Here is an 18008-nt window from a genome sequence, read left to right as displayed (position 1 = left end):
GCACGACGACAGCGGCCACCCGGCGGCCGGGGCCGGGGCCTGCCGACCCGTGGGACGGGCCGGCTGCGGTCAGCCCCGCACGTGCAGCCCGAACCCCGTGCGGCCTGCGGGCTCCAGTCCCTCCTTCAGGTGCAGCGAGGGGATCTCGTAGTCGCCGAAGTTCTGCCGCCGGAAGGCGATCGGCTCGGTCGTCTCCAGGGTGAGCAGGCGCCGCTCCCAGGCCCTGGCGATCTCCGGGTAGTCCTCCTCGGTCAGCCGGTCGGTGCCGTAGAGCACGAACGGCGGCAGCACCTCGACGCCCGGGTAGTAGAGGATGCCGTGCTGGAACGGGAACAGCAGGTCGTCGATGGGGCCGTTGATCCCGCGAGCGGCGTAGTGCGACCGCGGACCGCCGACGGTCACCGACAGCAGGGCCCTCCTGCCCGCGAGGGTGCCCTCGCCGAAGCGCTCGCCGTACTTGGTGTCGCTGTGCTCGCCGACGCCGTACGCGAAGCGGTAGGTGAACACCCGGTCCACCCAGCCCTTGAGGATGGCGGGCATGGTGTACCACCACAGCGGGAACTGGAAGACGACCGTGTCGGCCCACACCAGCTTCTCCTGCTCGGCGAGGACGTCCGGGGAGAGCGTGCCGGCCTCGAAGGCCCGGCCCGAGTCCCGGGCGACCTTCAGCGGGTCCGAGGCCTGGGGGCCGTAGTCCGCGGCGTCCACGACCGCCTTCCAGTTCATCGCGTACAGGTCGCTCACCCGCACCTCGTGTCCGGCGCCCTCCAGGGTGGAGACCGCGAGGTCCTTCAGCGAGCCGTTGAGCGACTTCGGCTCCGGGTGGGCGTGGACGATCAGGGTCTTCACGGGGACTCCTCGGGATCGGATGCTTCGGATCGGATGCTTCGGATCGGATGCCTTCGATCCTGGAGGCCGCGGCGCCCGGCGTTCAGGGGCGCCGCTTCCGTCGGACCGGACTTCCTGGTACCGGCAGGGCCACCCTCGCGGGCGCGGCCGAGGCCATACTGGAGGGCATGGACGATCTTGCGGGCTTCCTGCGCACCCGGCGTTCCCGGGTCGATCCGGCGGCCGTCGGCATCCCCACCGACAGCCGCCGACGGGTCGACGGGCTGCGCCGCGAGGAGGTCGCGCACCTCTCCGGCGTCAGCGTCGACTACTACGTACGGCTGGAGCAGGGCCGCGCGACCCAGCCCTCCGAGCAGGTGCTCGACGCCCTCGCCCGCGTCCTCGACCTCGACGAGACCGAACGCGGGCACCTCTACCGCCTCGCGCGGCAGCGCCGCCGGCGCGCGAAGACCCCGGGCGGCCGGGTCCGGCCGGAGCTGCTGCGCGTCCTCGACCTGGTCGCCGACGCCCCCGCGCTGATCATGAACCACCGTCTGGACGTCCTCGCCGCGAACCGCCTCGCCGGACTCCTCCTCGGCCGCCAGGCACCGGGCCTGAACACCGCCCGGCACATCTTCCTCGAGGAAGCCGAACGCGGCCTCTACGCGGACTGGGAGGCCTGCACCCTCGACGTGGTCGGCCACCTGCGCCTGGCCGCCGGGCAGTACCCCGACGACCCCCGACTGGCCTCCCTCATCGGGGAGTTGGCGATGGGCAGCGAACGCTTCCGGCGCCTCTGGGCCCGCGCGGACGTGCGCGCCCGCACCCACGGGCGCAAGGCCTACCGGCACCCGATGGTCGGGCTGCTGGAGCTGCACCAGGAGAACTTCGCGCTGCCGGACGAATCGGGCATCGAACTCCTGGTGCTGTCCGCCGCCCCCGGCAGCCCCGCCGAGGAAGGGCTCCGCCTGCTCGCGGGCCTGGACACGGGCGCGGGTGTGGACGCGGGCGCAGGTGTGGGCGTGGGCGCAGGTGCGGGCGCCCGCGGTCCGCGCGCCGCCACCAACCGCGTCAGGTAGGGATCAAGTCCCACCGGGTCATTGATGGTTGGCGAGGCGGCGGGATAGCTTCACTCCTGCACCACCCGTCCTCTCCCTGCCCGGCAGCCACTCTGTCCTCGGGCGGGTCCCGCACACGGATGATGTGGAGACCACATGGCTCGACGACGTTCCTTACTCCGACTCGGCCTGGCCGTACCGATCGCGCTGTCGCTGACCGCCTCGCTCGGACTCCTCCCCGCGTCGGCCTCGGCGACGCCCCGAATACCGTCCGCCGCACAGGTCGAGGGCCCGAACTCGCTGGCGTACGTCATCAACGCCGAGACCGACCGTCACACGATCGCGGCGGTGCAGCGGGCCGTCACCGCGGCCGGCGGCACCGTCGTCGTCACCTACGACAGGATCGGCGTCATCGTCGCCCACTCGGCCGCCCCCGGCTTCGGCGAGCGGCTGCGCGCGGTGCGCGGAGTGCGGTCGGCGGGTGCCACCCGGACCGCGCCGCTCAGCGCGGCCGGGACGACCGACGACGGTGCGGTGCGGTACCTCTCCGAGGCCGGGGCCGCGAGGATCGAGCAGGCGTCCGGCGCCGGCACCGAGCCCCTCGAAGCCGACCAGTGGGACCTGCGGACGATCGGCGCGGACAAGGCCGCGGAGGTCAACGCCGGCAGCAGGGACGTCACGGTCGCGGTGATAGACACCGGCGTCGACGACACCCACCCGGACCTCGCCGCGAACTTCTCCCCGTCGCAGTCCGCGAGTTGCGTCAGCGGCAAGGCCGACACCGGCTACGGATCCTGGCGGCCGGCGAGCCCGGACTACTTCCACGGCACGCACGTGGCGGGCACGATAGCCGCGGCCCGCAACGGCGTCGGCGTCGCGGGCGTGGCGCCCGGCGTGCGGGTCTCCGGCATCACGGTCTCCCAGCCCACCCCGCGCCAGCTGATCTACGCCGAGAGCGTCGTCTGCGCCTTCGTGTTCGCCGCCGACCACGGCGTGCAGATCACCAACAACAGCTACTACGTGGACCCGTGGCAGTACAACTGCCTGGACGACCCCGACCAGAAGGCCGTCGTCGACGCGGTCGACCGCGCCCAGCTCTACGCGCAGCGCCAGGGCACCCTCAACGTCGCCGGAGCCGGCAACTCCAACCACGACCTGGACTCCGACGCCGTCACCGACCGCCGCAGCCCCAACGACTCCACCCCGACGAGCCGGACGATCGACCCGCACACCTGCCGGCAACTGCCCGCACAACTGCCCGGCGTCGTCACGGTCAGCGCGACCAGCGCCAGGAACACGAAGTCGTACTACTCCAACTACGGCCTCGGCGTGATCGACGTCGCGGCGCCGGGCGGCGACATGTACCAGGCCGCGGACACCCCGTCCAAGGAGGGCGGCATCCTGTCGACGCTGCCGAACAACCAGTACGGCTACCAGCAGGGCACGTCCATGGCCACGCCCCACGTCTCCGGTGTGGCCGCACTGCTGAAGTCCGCCCACCCGCGGGCGACCCCGGCCCAGTTGCGGGCCCTGCTCAAGGCCCAGGCGGACAACCCGGGATGTCCGGCCACCCCGTACGACGGGAACGGCGACGGCGTCGTGGACGCCACCTGCGCGGGCGGCGAGCGCGTCAACGGCTTCTACGGCTTCGGCATCGTCAACGCCCTGCGCGCCGTCGAGTAGCCGACACCGCACGGGCCTGGCGGGGCTGCTCCGTGCGGAGCTGCTCCCCGCCGACGCCCCCGTCTTCCGGGACGATCCCCGCGGAGCCGCCCGGGTCGGGCCGGAGGTCGGCTTCCACGCCGTGGAGCCGGTGGGCTGCGCCGCGCCCTCGGTGGAGTCGCTGGAGCCCGTCGGCGAAGTGGCCGGCCTGGGGGCCGACGGGGTCGCCGTGGGCTGAACAGGCCGGGCCCGCCGCCGGGTCCACGGCGCGGCGGCCGGCGCTCGAAACGCCACCGGGCACCCTCGCGGACCCTCCGCGGCGGTGCCCGGTGGCGTTTCCGGCACACCGCCCGGGAGGCCCGAAGGCCGTGGATCGACCGGAGGCCGGGCGGGCTCCGAGGTTCAGTCCCCCGTCGGCGCCGGGGCCTTCGCCGGCCCGGCCGGATGCCCGGGTTCGAGCACGAAGACCGGGATCACCCGGTGGGCCTTCTCCTGGTACTCGGCGTACGGCGGATACGCGGCGACCGCGCGCCGCCACCACCGCTCCCTCTCCTCCCCGGTGAGCTCACGGGCCGACATGGCCCGGCGCTCCGGGCCGTCCTGGAGAACCACCCGCGGATCGGCCTTGAGGTTGAAGTACCAGGCCGGATGGCGCGGAAAGCCGCCCTTCGACGCCACCGCCGCGTACCGCCCCTCGTGCTCCACGCGCATCAGCGGGACCTTGCGGGTCCTGCCGCTCTTCGCGCCGCGCATCGTGACGACGACGACCGGCAGGCCCGTCTCCCAGAGCGTCGTGCCCTGCGTGCCACCCGACCTCTCGTACAGCTCGACCTGTTCGCGCACCCACCGCGCCGGGCTCGGCTCGTAGTCGCCCTCGACAGGCATCGCGTTCACCCCGCTTCCGTGGAAGGCCCGTGTCGGGACCAAGTGTGGCAACAGGCTCCCGGCGTCGCACCCGGCTGTGCGTCTCCGCAGGTCAAGGGCTCAGGAGGCCTTCAGGGCGTAGAAGTGGATCGGCGAGTTCGCCTCGAACCCGATGCGCGGGTAGACGGGCGCTCCGGCGACGGTCGCGTGCAGGGTGGCGCGGGTCAGTCCGGTGGCGCGGGCGCCCTCGTGGAGGGCCTTGCGGGTGACCGCCTCGCCGTAGCCCCGGCGCTGCCACCGCGGGTCGGTGGCGACCAGGACGACGAAGAGGCGGCCGTCCGTCTCCACGGTGCCGGCGCAGGCGACCGGGACGCCGTCGCGCAGGGCCAGGTAGGCGTGGACGTCCTTCTTCCACAGGGCGGATCCGAGGAGTCCGTCGCGGCCGTCCTCCAGGGGGAAGCCGTAGCCGAGGGAGTTGATGTCCGCGTAGGCCCGCAGGTGTTCGTCGGTCGTCACCCGGACGAAGGTCAGCTCGGGGTGGGCGGGCTCCGGGACGGGCAGGATGTCCCCCGCCATGCCCGTCCCGGGGAAGGCGAACTGCAGGCCCGCCTCGTCGGCGGCCGTGGGCAGCGCCGCGCGGGCCTCGTCGGTGAGCAGGTCCTCGAACAGCCAGAGGAAGCCCGGGTGTTCCTTGCCGCGCATGATGTCCGCGGCCTGCCGCAGCCGCTCCCCGACGAGCTCCGCATCCGCGCCGACGTCGGTCAGCGTGACGCAGTTCCAGAACGCGAACCGGCAGTCGGCCCAGCGCACGGCTATGCCGGGGAGGTCCCGCACGTCCGCCCCGGCGTCGCGGTCGAGCACCATGGCGCGCCAGCCCACGGCGAGCTGCCGGGCCGATTCGATGGAATCCGGAAGGTGGGTCACCGTAGCCCCAAACGTCAAGATGGTTGTGGAGGAGGGACTTGCCGAGATCGGCAGGAACGTACCCTACCCGTTCGCCACCCGGACCGGGCCCCGGCGCGATCCGTCGGTCGGCACTCGCGCGGCATCGCCGAGGGGCGGCCGGATGATCCGTCACCTCTCCACGGTGTAGCGCAGTTGGGCGAAGCCGCCGACGGCGGCAATCGAGTCGAGGCGAAGCGGGACGTCCTGGGTCAGCTCGCCGAAGAGCCGGTGACCGGCCCCGATCAGGACCGGGGCGACGCTGATGATGAACGCATCGACGCGACCGGCGCGGATGAAGCTCTGGACGAGGCGCCCGCCGTCGGGGTAGACGTGCCTGGTCCCGCGCCGGTCGAGGTCGGCGAAGAGGGTGTCCAGGTCCCGGTAGACGGTGACGCGCGGGTCGGCGTCCTCGGGAAGGGTGGTGCTCAGGACGCCCACGTGGCGGTCGCCGTAGTGCCAGTTCTCCTCGCCGAAGCCGATCACCTTCTCGTAGGTGTTGCGGCCCATGACCACGGCGTCGACCGAGTCGAGGAACTCGAAGAAGCCCAGGTCGCCGGCCTTCTCGCCGCGCGAGGTCAGCCATTCGATGTCGTCATCGGGGCGGGCGATGTAACCGTCGAGGCTGGTGCCGATGAAGACGGTGGCGGTGAAGGTCATGAGGTCCTCCTTAGGGCGTGTCTGACAATTCGCGTCGGATCAGGGCGCGGCGTTGGGGTGCGTGCATCGCAAGGCGGAGGAGGGAGCCACTGCGGAGCATTGGCGACCGACGACAACGCGGCGAGGTGCGTGCCCCGGCGTCGCGCACCCGGCGGGAATTGTCAGACACGCCCGAGCAAGTGGTCGAGGTCGTCGCGGAGCAGCGCGGCGGGATCGCCGTCGCCGGTGAGGGCCCACCGCAGCAGGGAGCCGTCCGTGGTGATCTTGACGGCGCGGGCGAGGCGCGGCACGTCGGTGCCGGACGGGAGCTCGCCCTTGGCGACGGCTTCGGCGAGCAGCTCCCGCAGCGCCGTTTCCACCGCGCGGGTGTGCGCGGCGGCATGGACGCGGAACTCCGGGTCGAACAGGTCGAGTTGGAGCATGCCGAGGTGATTGGCCAGCTCCTCGGGGGTGGACATCAGACCGGCGAGCTCCGCGGCGACCGCGTGCAGCGCCGCCAGGGGCGAGCCGTGCTCGGCCCGCGCCCTCCGGTACGGCGCGGCGGCGTCCGCGGCGGCGTTCGCGGCGAACGCCAGCAACAGGCCCCGCTTGGACCCGAAGCGCTGCGACAGGGTCGCCGGGGAGACGCCCGCCTCGGCGCCGACCTGCGCCAGGGTGAGCCTGCCGGGGCCGTGGGCGCCGATGGCGCGCCCGGTGGCGGCAAGGATGTCGGCGTCGCTGGTGACGCGGGGTCGTGGCATCGATCCCTCCTCTCAGGACCGACTGTAGCACGTTAGTAAATGATTGCTCATTTATTAAAGGTCCGCCGCCACCGGCCCCAGGCGATCGGTGGTCGGTGGTCGGTGGTCGGTGTCCGCAGGTCCCGGGCCGGGACAGGGTGTCAGTGCCTCCTCGTAGTGTGGGATCAACGTTGGAGGGGGCGCCGGGGAGGCGCCGGGGACGTCGTACGGGCGTCGGAGAAGGGGTGTAAGGCAATGTCTGCGAACAGGATCAAGCACAAGGTCAACCACGTCTCGCTGGTGGTCGACAAGTCCGGCTCGATGCGCCAGCACGAGGCGCAACTCGTCCGGGTGGTGGACGAGTTCGTGAAGGGCCTGCAGGAGGAGTCCGACCGGCTCGGCCACGAGACCCGCATCAGCCTCTACGCCTTCGACCACGAGGTGCAGAACCTGGTCTGGGACATGGACGTCAAGCACCTGCCGTCCCTGCGGGGCCTCTACAAGGTCGACAACGGTGCGACGGCGCTGATCGAGGCGGCCGTGAAGTCCGTCGACGACCTGAAGAACATCTGGGAGGGGTACGGGGAGCACTCGTTCCTCCAGGTCGTCGTCACCGACGGCGAGGAGAACGCCTCCGGCTGCTCGGAGAGCGGCCAGATGCACACCCGCATGGGTGCCGGCCGGGGCGCCGCCGTCCTGCGCGGCTGGATGGAGCGCATCCAGGGCGCCATGGACGACCTCCCCGACCACTGGACCTCGGCGATCCTGGTCCCGAACTCCCTGGCCAAGCGCACCGCCCAGGAGTACGGCTTCCCGGCGGGCAACATCGCGATCTGGGACGCGGACTCCACCAAGGGCGTCGAGGAGGCCATCGGCACCGTCAAGTCGGCCGCCACGAGCTTCCTGCGGGGCCGCGAGCAGGGCGTGCGCGGCACCAGGAACCTGTTCGCCATGGGCCAGGACCTCAGCACCGCGGACGTGAAGGCGAACCTCGACGCCCTGGACACCGGCAAGTACATCCTGATCCCGGTCGACCAGCCGATGCCGATCCGCGACTTCGTCACCACCGCCGGGCACGCGTACAAGACCGGCTGCGCCTTCTACGAGCTGTCCAAGCGCGAGAAGATCCAGGGCGGCAAGCAGCTCGCCGTGGCGGAGAAGGACCCGGCCACCGGCCGGATGACGGGCAGGGTGTTCTCGGGCCCCGCGGCCCGGCAGCTGCTCGGCCTGCCCGCGTCGGAGGCCACGGTGAAGCCGGGCGACAACCCGTCGTACACCGTGTTCGTCCAGTCGACCTCCGTCAACCGGAAGTTGGTGCCGGGGACGAAGCTGCTCGTCGTCCTGTAGGCACCCGGCCCGGGGGGAGCGACGACGGGTGGCCGGGGCTCAGGCCAGGCGCGCCACGGCCAGGGACAGCGCGCGGTCGAGCGCCGCGCCGGCGTCGCACCGCACGTCGGGCTGGACGCCGGCGCCCTCCCAGTTGGTGCCGGAGACCGGGTTGACCGCGCGGGCGACGGGCACGCTGAGCTCCAGGTGCGGGTGCACCGTCCAGCCCTCGCGCGGGTGCGCACCGCCCCGGGTGGCCTCCCCCACGATCTCGGCGCGCCCGAGCTGCTGCAGGTCGTAGGCCAGTTCCTCGGCCGCGGAGAAGGTGTTTCCGCTCGTCAGCACGTAGAGCGGCTTGCTGCCGCCGAAGCGGGCGCCCGGCACGAACGGGGGCGTCCAGGACTGCTCGGCCACCTTGCCCTGCCGGGAGAGCAGGGTGTTGAGGTGGGTGCGGCCGTCGAGCAGGTAGCCGCAGACGAAGGCGACCGTGCCCGGATCGCCACCGGTGTTGCGGCGCAGGTCCAGGATGAGGGCGCGGGCGGGGGCCACCAGGGAGAGCGCCGCGGCCAGCGGCTGCGCCGCCCAGTCCAGCGGGAACATCTTGGGTGCGATCTCCAGCACCGCGACGCCGCCGTCGAGGAGTTCCACGCGCGGCACACCGCTCAGGGAGGCCTCGAAGTCCCTGCGCATCGCGGCGAGTACCGCCGCGCCCCGCTCGCTCGGCACCGGTGCCTCGTGGTGCTTGAGGGCCAGGTGCAGGTCGCCGTTGACGGACCGCAGGTCCGCGGTGACCGCTTCGGCCAACTCCTCGGCGGATCCGGCCCGGTAGGCGCCCTCGGCGCTGCGGCTCCGCAGCAGCGCCGCCAGCTCTCGGGCGACATCGGGGAAGACGTAGTTCTCGGCGACCAGGTCGGCGATCGACTCGACGACGGCGACGGTGTCCAGCGCGGACGGCGATGTGGTGGAGGTCATGGGAGGGAGTAGACCAGCGGCTTGCCAAAGCGTCAAACGTACTTAACGCTTGATCGGGTGAGCCACCGACCAGACGAGACCGTCCAGCGGATCGACACGTCCCCGCAGCACACCGCACTCGCCCACCCCCTGCGCCAGCGCCTGCTGTTCGCCCTGGGCGGCCGTCCGTCGACGATCAGTCGGCTCGCCGCCCAGCTGGGGGTGAACAAGGGCAGCGTCTCCCACCACCTGAGGGTGCTGTGCGAGGCGGGACTGGTCCAGGACGCGGGAACACGACGGGTGCGCGGCGGCACCGAGAAGTACTACCGGCGGACCACCGAGCGGCTCCTCGTCGCCGAACCGCAGGCCGAGGGCACCGCCGCGCTGCTCGGCGCCGTCGCCCAGGAGTTGGACCGCTCACCCGTCGACCACCTCCTGTCGCTGCGCCACCTCCGGCTCAGCCCGGCCAAGGCGGCGCGGCTCGCCGAGGCGCTGGCCGCACTGGTCGACGAGACGGAGGAGGATCCGGACGGCGAGCCGGTGCACGGCGTCCTGGTGACGCTCTACCGGCAGGCAGGGGCGTAGGCGGCCTGCCGAACTCCGCCCCGCGGCACGGCCGGTGAGCCCCTGAGCCCCGGAGCCGACCTGCGGGCGGGCCACCGCGCCGGACGGGGCCGGGCGTGGGAGCGGCGCCCCGTCAGCTCTCCTCCGCCCGGCCCGGGCGCCAGCCGCGGGCGCGGGCCCGGGGGGCGACGGCGCCGGCCGCCGCGACGAGGGCGACGACGGCGACGGAGGAGAGGGCGATGAGGCTCGCCTGGGTGCCGGTGTCGCTCGGGGGCGGGGCGGCCGGCATGGTGGGGGCGGCCGCCGGGGTGGGCGGGGCCGGGGCCGCGGGGGCGGCGAGGCGGCTGACGGCGGCGACCGGGTCGACGGTGCCGTGGCCGTACTGGGGGCCGGGGCTGCGGTAGGCGGTGGTCTCCAGGCGCTGGGCCAGCTGGTCGGCGGTCAGGTCGGGGCGGTAGCCGAGGACGAGGGCGGCGGTGCCGGCCACGAAGGCGGTGGCGAAGCTGGGGCCGGCGCCGGTGTAGTAGCCGCCGGGGGCCGGGCCGGGGCCGGTGACGGCGTCGCCGGGGGCGGCGAGGTCGATCCGGCCGCCGACCGGGACGGCCGAGGGGCCGTCCGGGAGCGCGCCGCCGGGCGCGAGGTCTCGGACGGCGAGCACCTCGGGGTAGGCGGCGGGGTAGGCCGGGCCGGGCTTGACCGTTCCGGAGGCGTCGGTCGGGGCGGTGTCGGGGGCGGCCGGCGCGACGACCAGCGCCCCCTTGGCGCGCGCCGTACGGACCGCGGCGGCGAGGGCGTCGGTGCCGGTGGGCAGCGCCACGGCGACCGCGATGACCCGCGCGCCCCGGTCGGCGGCGGTGGTGATGCCCTGGGCCAGCAGGTCCGCCGAGGCGGTCCCGGCGTCGTTGGTGACGGAGACGGCGAGGATCCGGGCGCGCGGCGCCAGGCCGGCGAAGCCCGCTCCCTCGCGCTGGTCGGCGGCGATCAGGCCGGCCAGGAAGGTGCCGTGGCCGACGCAGTCCTGGGCGGGGTCGGGGCCGCCGGGCAGCGGGGCCAGGTCGAGCCGGCCGGCCAGCAGGCCGCTGCCGTCCTTGACTCCGGAGCCGAGGACGGCGACGGTGACGCCCTCGCCGCGGCTGAGCGGCCAGACCCGCTCGGGCCGCAGGAAGGTCTGCGGCCAGGGGGTGAGCTGGGTGCCCTTGGTGGAGGGCGGCAGGCAGCCGGCCGGCCGGCCGCTCGCGTCGCGCCGCTGCTGGCTGACGCCGGGCAGGGCGTCGGGGGCGTCGGCCGCGGCGGTGCCCGCCGGGACCAGCCCGGAGGCCAGCGTCCCGGCGGTCAGCAGCCCGACGGCCGTGAGCCGGAGGGCCGAACGGCCGACGGACGGGAGCCGGAGGGCCGAACGGCCGACGGACGGGAGCCGACCAGCCGACAGCCGACCGGTCGGCAGCCCGGCCACCGCCCGGGCCCGGGCCGCCGTCCTCATGCGAAGCTGCCGATCCGCTCGACCGGGATGTCCTGCGGCAGCAGCAGGCTGAGCTCGTCGAGGTCCGCCACGTCGAGCCGGGACAGCCGGCCCGCCTGCCGGGTGATCATCGCTTCCAGCACCTGCCGGGCGAACCGCCCGTTGCCGAAGGAGCGGTCGCGCGGGACGGCGCCGAACAGGGTGCCGAGTGCGGCCAGGGTCTCCGGAGCGCAGGTGTAGCCGGCGGTCTCGGCCTGCACCCGGACGATGGTGACGAGTTCCTCGTCCGCGTAGTGGTCGAAGGTGATCTCCCGGGAGAACCGGGAGGCCAGGCCGGGGTTGGAGGCGAGGAAGCCGCGCATCTCCTCCTGGTAGCCGGCCACGATCACCACGACCTCGTCGCGGTGGTCCTCCATCAGCTTCATCAGGGTGTCGACGGCCTCCTGGCCGAAGTCCCCGCCGGAGCCGTTGCGGGGCGTCAGGGTGTACGCCTCGTCGATGAACAGCACGCCGCCGCGGGCGCGTTCGAAGGCGTCCCGGGTGAGCTGGGCGGTGTGGCCGATGTAGCGGCCGACCAGGTCGGCCCGGGCGGTCTCGATCAGCTGGCCGGAGGGCAGCACGTCGAGTTCGGCGAGGAGTTCGCCGTAGAGCCGGGCGACGGTGGTCTTGCCGGTGCCGGGCGGGCCGGAGAACACCAGGTGGTGGCTGATGGTGGCGGCGGGCAGTCCGGCCTCGATCCGGCGCCTGGTCTGCTTGGTCAGGTTGACCAGGTCCTCGACCTGCTCCTTGGCGGCGGCGAGGCCGACCATGGCGCGCAGCCGGTCGAGCAGGCCGGGCTCCTCGGCCCGTTCCTCGCCGGCGGCGGCCGCGGCGGCCTCCTCGCCGACGTCGGCGGGCAGCAGCCGGGTGAGCGCCTCGTTGTCGAAGTGCTCCAGCTCGGCGAGCCGGGAGGCCTGCCGGTCGACCATCTCCTCGAACACCTTGCGGGCGGCCCGGCCGTTGCCGAAGTCGGCGCCCTTGGGCATCCGCTCGAAGTGCGCGGCGAGTGCCTCGCGGGTGCCCTCGGCGAGTTCGTAGCCGTGGCCGCCGGCGGCGTGCTCGACGATCGTGGTGAGCTCGTCGTCGCTGTAGTTGGCGAACTCGACAGTGCGGCTGAACCGGGAGGCCAGGCCCGGGTTGGAGGCCAGGAACTCGCGGATCTCGGCCTCGTACCCGGCGACGATCACGACCAGGTCGTCGCGATGGTCCTCCATCAGCTTGACCAGGGTGTCGATGGCCTCCCGGCCGAAGTCCGGCCCGGTGCCGCCGGAGCCCGCCGACAGGGTGTACGCCTCGTCGATGAACAGCACCCCGCCGAGCGCCTCCTTGACCACCTCGGTGGTCTTCAGGGCCGTCCCGCCGATGATCGAGGCGACCAGGTCGGCCCGGGCGACCTCGACCAGGTGGCCGCTGCGCAGCACGCCGAGTTCGGCGAGGATCGCGCCGTAGAGCCGGGCGACGGTGGTCTTGCCGGTGCCGGGCGGGCCGGCGAAGACGAGGTGCCGGCTCATCGGCAGGGCGGGCAGCCCGGCCTGTTCCCGGCGGCGGGCCAGCTTGTTGAGGTTGACCAGGGTGGCGACCTGCTCCTTGACGCCCTTCAGGCCGACCAGGGTCTGCAGGACGGCCTGCGGGCCCTGCGGTTCGGCGGGGACCGAGCCGGGCCCGGCGGCCCCCTCGGCCGCGGCGTCCGCGCCGTCGACGGCGGGGACGGCACCGGGCTCGGTGGTGGCGACGGCCGCGGTGCCGTGGGCGTCCGGCGAGCGGTTGTCGCGGCTGTCGAGGTTCTCCAGCGCGAGGCGCTCGGTCGGCTCGGTCTGCCGCAGCCCGGCGCCCTGGTTCTCGGCGGCCACGCAGTCGGTGAGCCGGACCGGCTCGGTGGACTCGGAGCGCAGCCCGTCCACGGTGTTGTCGACGAGCTGGCAGGAGGTCAGGGTGGCGCGGGCGCCGGGCAGCAGGTGCAGCCCGTGCCGCCGGTTGGTCCGCAGCCGGGTGCGGGTGGCGGTCAGTTCGCCGCCGTCCTCGACGCTCGCCCCGTCGAGGGCGTTGTCGGTGGACTCGACGTCGCGCAGGGTGGCGATGCCCTCGGGGCCGACCGAGATCCCGCAGGATCCGCTGCCGCGCACCAGGCTGCCGCCGAGGTAGGTGTTGGCGCCGTCGGCGATCCGCACGCCGTGCCGGCCGGCGTCGATGACGGTGACGTCCTCCAGCCGGCCGCGCCCGTCGTGCAGCGCCTCGATCCCGTGGCCGCCGGCGGCGGTGACGGTGCTGCGGCGCAGCAGCGGGTTGGCGCCCTCGCGCACCACGATGCCGACGCCGGCCGCGTCGCGGACCTCCAGCCGGTCGAACTCGGCGGCGCTCTCCCCGGTGAGTTCGACACCGTCGGTCCCGGCGTCGCGCACCACCGCCCGCACCAGGCTGGGCCCGGCCGACTCGCCGACGTGGATGCCGGCCTGGGCGGGGGCGGTGACCTCGCAGTCCTCCAGGGTGCCCCGGGCCCGGCCGGCGATGTGCAGGCCGTGGCCCTGCGGGCGGACGGCCCGGCAGCGGCGCAGCAGCGGGTCGGTGCCGTTGGTGAGGACGTAGCCGTGGCCGCGCACGGCGGTGACGGTGCAGTCCTCCAGGACGACCCGGGCGGTGGAGCCGACGAAGACGCCGAGCGCGCTGTCCCGGACCTCGGTGCGCAGCAGGCGGGTGGTGCTCTGCTCCTCCAGGGCGACGGCGGGCTTGTCGGTGGCGGAGATCTCGCAGTCCTCGACCAGGCCGCGGGACTCGCCGTTGGCGCACAGGCCGTTGCCGCGCGCGTCGCGCAGCACGCAGCGCCGTACGGTCGGGTTGGCCCGCTCGCCGATCACCACCGCCGAAGTGCCGAGGTGTTCGATGACGCTGTCCTCGATCACGCTGGCACCGGTGGAGGTCTCGACCAGCCCGGCGCCGGCCGGGTTGGTCACCCGGCTGCCGCGCATGGCGAGTTCGCCCTGCTGGCGGGTGAGCACGGCGGTCCACGCGTTGCCGATCACCTCGCAGTCCTGCATGGCGAGTTGGCCGCGCGGGACGTCCACGGCGGGCAGGTCGTCGTCCTGCCCCTGGAGCACCAGGCCGGTGAGCTGGACGGCCTCGGTGAGCACCTGGACCACCGAACCGCGCCGCGGACTGATCCGCACGCTGCCCCGGACGTCCTCGGCGGTGATGCTCACCACCTTGGTGAGCACCAGGTTCTCGTCGTACCGGCCGGGGCGGACCGAGATCACCGCGCCGCTGCGGGCCGCCTGGAGGGCTTCGCCGATCGTGCGGTAGGAGCCAGGCTCCCGCTGCTCCGCGCAGACCGTCAGCACCGGGCGCGACATTGCCTGGGGTTCCCTTCGTCGTGGGGCGTTGTGGTTCGGTGGTTCGGTGGGGTTCGGTGGTTCGGGTCGGTCGGTTCGGTGGTTCGGTTCGGTCGGTTCGGTTGGCCCGGCGGGTCCGGGCGCCGGGGCCGGGGTCAGGCCGTGCAGGTGGCGCGGACCGCGGCGGCGGCGTGGTGGGCGTAGGTCTTGGTGCTGCCCGACCAGTCCAGGCCGCGGCTGTGCAGCGTCAGGGAGATCGGGCCGCGGTAGGTGAACGGCCCCTGGTTCACCCAACTGCCCCTGCTGCCGGTCTGGTTGATGGAGAACGCGCCGACCTGGCCGCCGCCGCTCTGCACCGTGTAGGTGCTCGGGCTGCCGCCGACCTGCTTCACGTCGCCGCTGGCCGGGATGTAGACGGACAGGGTGCAGCTGGTGACCTTGTCCACGGTGAAGGTCCAGACCACCGAGTTGCCGCTGTCGTCCTTGTTGGCGTCCCCGGACATCGGCATCGAGACGTAGTTGCCGGTGCAGCCGTCACCGCCGTAGCCGCCGGAGTTGGTGTTCCAGCCGCTGCTGCCCTGGTCGTACCAGCCGTTGGCCTTGTACTGGCCGCCGGACTTGCAGTACGGACCCGCGATCACGGTGACCGGTGCGGGCGGCTTGGCGGCGGGGGGCGCGGGCTGCTGGGGCGCCGGCTGGTTCGGCGCGGGCTGCTGGGGCGCCGGCTGGTTCGGGGCCGGTTGGTTCGGGGCCGGGTTCGCGGCGGAGCCGCCCGAACCGCCCGAGGCGGAGCCCGATCCGCCCTGGGAGCGGTCCGTCCCGCCGGCGGAACCGCCGCCACCGGGGTTGGCCGCGCCGCCGGGGGCGGCCACGCCACCGGGCCGGACGACGGCGCCCGCGCCGCCGGTCCCGTTCGGGGCCGCGGCCGGCTGGTCGCCCGGAGGCGGTGAACTGGAACCGTCGACCGGCGGGACCACCGCGCCCGGCTGACCGTCGGGCGTGGGGTTCACCGGATCGATGCTGCCGCCGTGCGCGTCGAATCCGGGGACGTAGCCGCTGCCGCCGTCGCCGCCCTGCCCGTAACCGGGCGGGACGTCGGCCTGCGCGGGCCCGTGCTTGGGGTCGTTGCCGCCGAGCTGGGTCACCACCACGGAGGCGCCGACCAGCACCAGGCCGACGGCGACGGCCGCGGCGATCATCGGACGGGAGACCTTGCCCGGACGCGGCCCCGGGTCCGCGGCGCCCTCACCGCCGGGCTCGGCGGCCGCGGCGGCGGCGAGCGCCACCGCCTCGGGCCCAGCGGGGGCCGAGGCGGCCCGGTTCGCGGCGGGGGACGGGACGGTCGCCGGGCCGATCCCGGCCCCGGCCTCCGGCTTCGCCCCGGACTCGGACTCGGACTCGGACTCGGACTCGGTCTCCGGCCCGGCCTCGGGCCGCGGCGCGGTCCGCGAACCCGTCGTCGCGCCGCCCGTGGCCCCGGAGCCCGCCCCGGCGGCCGGCGGCGCGGGCAGCACCGCGGTCGCGGCGCTCGCGGACTCCTCCTCGGGCGCCGCCTCGGCCGCCAACGCCCAGTTCACCGCCGGGAGCCGGAAGCCGCCCGACCTCCGCTCCGGCTCGCCGCGCTGCTCCTCGCCCACCATGCATCCCCTGCGTTCGACGACACTCCTGTGGGGAGGTACGGACGGCGTGCCCGAACCGGTTCAGCCGCGTCGAGGCGGTTCAGGACCCGACCGTCCAGACCGGCCCCTCGGCCGCCTCCGGCGGGGTCAGCACGAAGGACACGGCCTGCTCCAGCAGCTCCGCCGACGGCTCCGCCCACGGCCCGTCCCCCTGCTCGCGCACGTGCGCGAGCAGCTCCGGGTCGGGCGCCAGCCCGTACTCCTCCAGGTAGTACGTGACGGTGTCGGTCCAGACCCACCGGCCGTCGGTGCGGAAACCCATCGGCACGACACCGCGCCGGCCCGGGTCGACCACGTCGTCCATCAGCATCGGCGTCAGCAACACCGCCGCCCCGGCCCGCAGGTACCGGGCGACGGACTCGCGCTCCGGACCGACCGCCAGTCGCGGCCGGTCCGGCGCGAACCCGGGCCCGGTCACCGGATCCACCGCGTCGAACACCGCCGCGAGCCGGAACCCGCCCCGCACCGTCTCGCCCATCCCCGTACTCCTCCCGCCGGCCACATCCCTACGCTCCCTCCGACGGACGACCACCTCCCCGCGGTTCACCGGAACACCCGGGTGCCACCCGTCGGCGGTCGCCGGGAGGATCCACCGCACGGCGCGAAGCACGGGACTTCCGGCCGTGCTTCGCGCGGGACTTCCGGCAGAGCTACCAGATGCGCTTCGAGACCGCCGCGTTGTCGGGGAACAGGCTGCTCCTGGCGCCGTTCCACCTGATCGTGATCGTCCACGAGAGGTACCCCAGGGGCGTCGGGAACACCGCCGGTGTCGAGTTCGACGGGGCGAGCGCACCGGCCGGGCGGCGCCAGCCGTCGAAGGTGTTGCCGCCGTCGTTCGAGGTGCTCTCCCACACGTACCCGTCGTTCCCGATGCAGGAGATCATGACGCGCTGCTGCTCGGCGTAGCCCGGCTGACCGGGGCCGACCACGGTGGTCTGGTTCCCGAGCCGCGCCGCCCCCACGCCGCTGGCGCACTCGGCACCACCGTTCACCTCGGACAGGTCCCGGACCGCGCCGGTCGTGGGATTCGTCGTCTCGCGCCACACCCGGTGGTCGGTTCCCGTGAAGAAGCTGCGCAGCACCGATTCGTAGTAATGGGTGCCGTAGACGGCGATCTGGCTGTCACCCTCGATGTCCGTGGCGTTGGTGCCGAGGAGCGCGTGCGAGTCCACCCGCCAGCCGCTGGACGTCAGCGTTCCGTTGTAGTTCCGCAGGAACGTGGTGTTGATGCGCCGGTAGGAGTTCGGTGCCTCGATCATGAGGTCCCGGGTGGCCGAGCTGATGGTGAGGATCGGGCTGCCGATCGCGTTGGCACCGGCCGGGAGCCGCACCCAGTCCGTCCAGGAGTTCAGGGACCCGCTGTTCGCCTGGCTGTACCAGATCTCCCCGTCCGTGCCCCGGATGACGACCATCGCGCGCCCCGGCGGGTACTCGACGATGCGCGGCGGCGACGTGGTCCGGGACGCGTTGTTCCCGCCGAGCGGGTGCCAGCTCCCGCCGTTGTAGCGGAACCAGATGTTGTTGTCCGTGCCCCGGGCGACGTCGTACGTGGCACCGCCGATCGTCACCGAGTACACCGCCGACAGCACCCGTGACTGGTTTCCGTCGAGACTGATCCACTCCGTCTCCGCGGCCTGCGCCGGACCGGGCGTGCCGGCCAGGACCAGCACCACCCCGGCGAACGCGGCCAGCACCGCGCGCCAACCGCGGACCATACGCTGACGAACCAAGGACACAACGACCTCCCTGCCGTTTACCTACGACGTCCGACGTTCCGTACGTGGCGTTCGACGTTCCGTACGGAGCGTTCGCGTGAGGAGTCTCGTCCGTCGTGGTCACGGTGGTTGCCAGTGCGCGCACTGGCGGATGCCCCCCAGCGCACCGGGCCGCGCCGCCTCCTCGCCGCGGCGCGCGCACCGACCGACGAGGCGTCG

General features: G+C 73.8%; 15 protein-coding genes. 4 read left to right on the top strand and 11 right to left on the bottom strand.

Annotated features, from left to right (window positions below):
- Positions 1-69: 69 nt before the first annotated feature.
- Positions 70-849 carry an NAD(P)H-dependent oxidoreductase gene (locus tag ACZ5GH_RS32550; protein ID WP_464336069.1) on the bottom strand — a complete coding sequence of 260 codons (780 nt, stop codon included), beginning with the start codon at positions 847-849 and terminating at the stop codon, positions 70-72.
- A gap of 167 nt (positions 850-1016) precedes the next feature.
- On the opposite strand from ACZ5GH_RS32550, the gene ACZ5GH_RS32545 reads away from it, so the two are divergent.
- Together ACZ5GH_RS32545 and ACZ5GH_RS32540 are read left to right on the top strand one after the other, a co-directional pair.
- Entirely contained in the window at positions 1017-1907 is an 891-nt protein-coding gene (locus tag ACZ5GH_RS32545) for a helix-turn-helix transcriptional regulator (RefSeq protein WP_464336068.1), read from the top strand.
- A 135-nt stretch (positions 1908-2042) separates the two neighbouring features.
- Positions 2043-3569, top strand: a complete 1527-nt coding sequence (locus ACZ5GH_RS32540) for a S8 family serine peptidase (RefSeq protein ID WP_464336067.1) — start codon at positions 2043-2045, stop codon at positions 3567-3569.
- Between the two features lie 381 nt (positions 3570-3950).
- Here ACZ5GH_RS32540 and ACZ5GH_RS32535 read toward each other — a convergent pair whose 3' ends face one another.
- From ACZ5GH_RS32535 to ACZ5GH_RS32520, 4 genes are all read right to left on the bottom strand, one after another.
- Complete coding sequence (locus ACZ5GH_RS32535; RefSeq protein WP_464336912.1) at positions 3951-4433, bottom strand: nitroreductase family deazaflavin-dependent oxidoreductase; 483 nt, start codon at positions 4431-4433, stop codon at positions 3951-3953.
- Positions 4434-4532: 99 nt separating this feature from the next.
- A complete protein-coding gene (locus ACZ5GH_RS32530) occupies positions 4533-5276 on the bottom strand; it encodes a GNAT family N-acetyltransferase (RefSeq protein WP_464336911.1) in 744 nt (247 codons plus the stop codon).
- A gap of 210 nt (positions 5277-5486) precedes the next feature.
- Entirely contained in the window at positions 5487-6014 is a 528-nt protein-coding gene (locus tag ACZ5GH_RS32525; protein ID WP_464336066.1) for a dihydrofolate reductase family protein, read from the bottom strand.
- A 161-nt stretch (positions 6015-6175) separates the two neighbouring features.
- Positions 6176-6754: a TetR/AcrR family transcriptional regulator gene (locus ACZ5GH_RS32520; RefSeq protein WP_387753738.1), complete on the bottom strand. Its 579-nt coding sequence runs from the start codon at positions 6752-6754 to the stop codon at positions 6176-6178.
- A gap of 234 nt (positions 6755-6988) precedes the next feature.
- Here ACZ5GH_RS32520 and ACZ5GH_RS32515 point away from each other — a divergent pair, with 234 nt between their 5' ends.
- On the top strand, positions 6989-8080 hold the full coding sequence (locus ACZ5GH_RS32515) for a vWA domain-containing protein (RefSeq protein WP_387753741.1): 1092 nt from the start codon (positions 6989-6991) through the stop codon (positions 8078-8080).
- A gap of 39 nt (positions 8081-8119) precedes the next feature.
- Here ACZ5GH_RS32515 and ACZ5GH_RS32510 read toward each other — a convergent pair whose 3' ends face one another.
- Positions 8120-9031: a S41 family peptidase gene (locus ACZ5GH_RS32510; protein ID WP_464336065.1), complete on the bottom strand. Its 912-nt coding sequence runs from the start codon at positions 9029-9031 to the stop codon at positions 8120-8122.
- Positions 9032-9088: 57 nt separating this feature from the next.
- Between ACZ5GH_RS32510 and ACZ5GH_RS32505 the strand changes: the two genes are divergently transcribed.
- Positions 9089-9595, top strand: coding sequence for an ArsR/SmtB family transcription factor (locus ACZ5GH_RS32505; protein ID WP_387753747.1), 507 nt, complete (start codon positions 9089-9091; stop codon positions 9593-9595).
- 112 nt (positions 9596-9707) lie between these two features.
- On the opposite strand, the gene ACZ5GH_RS32500 is transcribed toward ACZ5GH_RS32505, so the two are convergent.
- The 5 genes from ACZ5GH_RS32500 to ACZ5GH_RS32480 all read right to left on the bottom strand — a co-directional run bounded on the left by ACZ5GH_RS32500 (position 9708) and on the right by ACZ5GH_RS32480 (position 17804).
- On the bottom strand, positions 9708-11054 hold the full coding sequence (locus tag ACZ5GH_RS32500; protein WP_387753749.1) for a S8 family serine peptidase: 1347 nt from the start codon (positions 11052-11054) through the stop codon (positions 9708-9710).
- Positions 11051-14416: a right-handed parallel beta-helix repeat-containing protein gene (locus tag ACZ5GH_RS32495; RefSeq protein ID WP_387753751.1), complete on the bottom strand. Its 3366-nt coding sequence runs from the start codon at positions 14414-14416 to the stop codon at positions 11051-11053. The genes ACZ5GH_RS32500 and ACZ5GH_RS32495 overlap by 4 nt, the downstream gene beginning before the upstream one ends.
- Before the next feature lie 134 nt (positions 14417-14550).
- Entirely contained in the window at positions 14551-16035 is a 1485-nt protein-coding gene (locus tag ACZ5GH_RS32490) for a hypothetical protein (RefSeq protein WP_464336064.1), read from the bottom strand.
- A 79-nt stretch (positions 16036-16114) separates the two neighbouring features.
- Entirely contained in the window at positions 16115-16552 is a 438-nt protein-coding gene (locus ACZ5GH_RS32485; RefSeq protein ID WP_464336063.1) for a hypothetical protein, read from the bottom strand.
- Between the two features lie 172 nt (positions 16553-16724).
- Positions 16725-17804, bottom strand: a complete 1080-nt coding sequence (locus ACZ5GH_RS32480) for a PLL family lectin (protein WP_464336062.1) — start codon at positions 17802-17804, stop codon at positions 16725-16727.
- Positions 17805-18008: the final 204 nt, after the last annotated feature.

The organism is Kitasatospora sp. Xyl93 (genome assembly GCF_055383135.1).
Note: the sequence above shows the minus strand (reverse complement) of the source record. Positions and strands in the feature narration are given on the sequence as shown.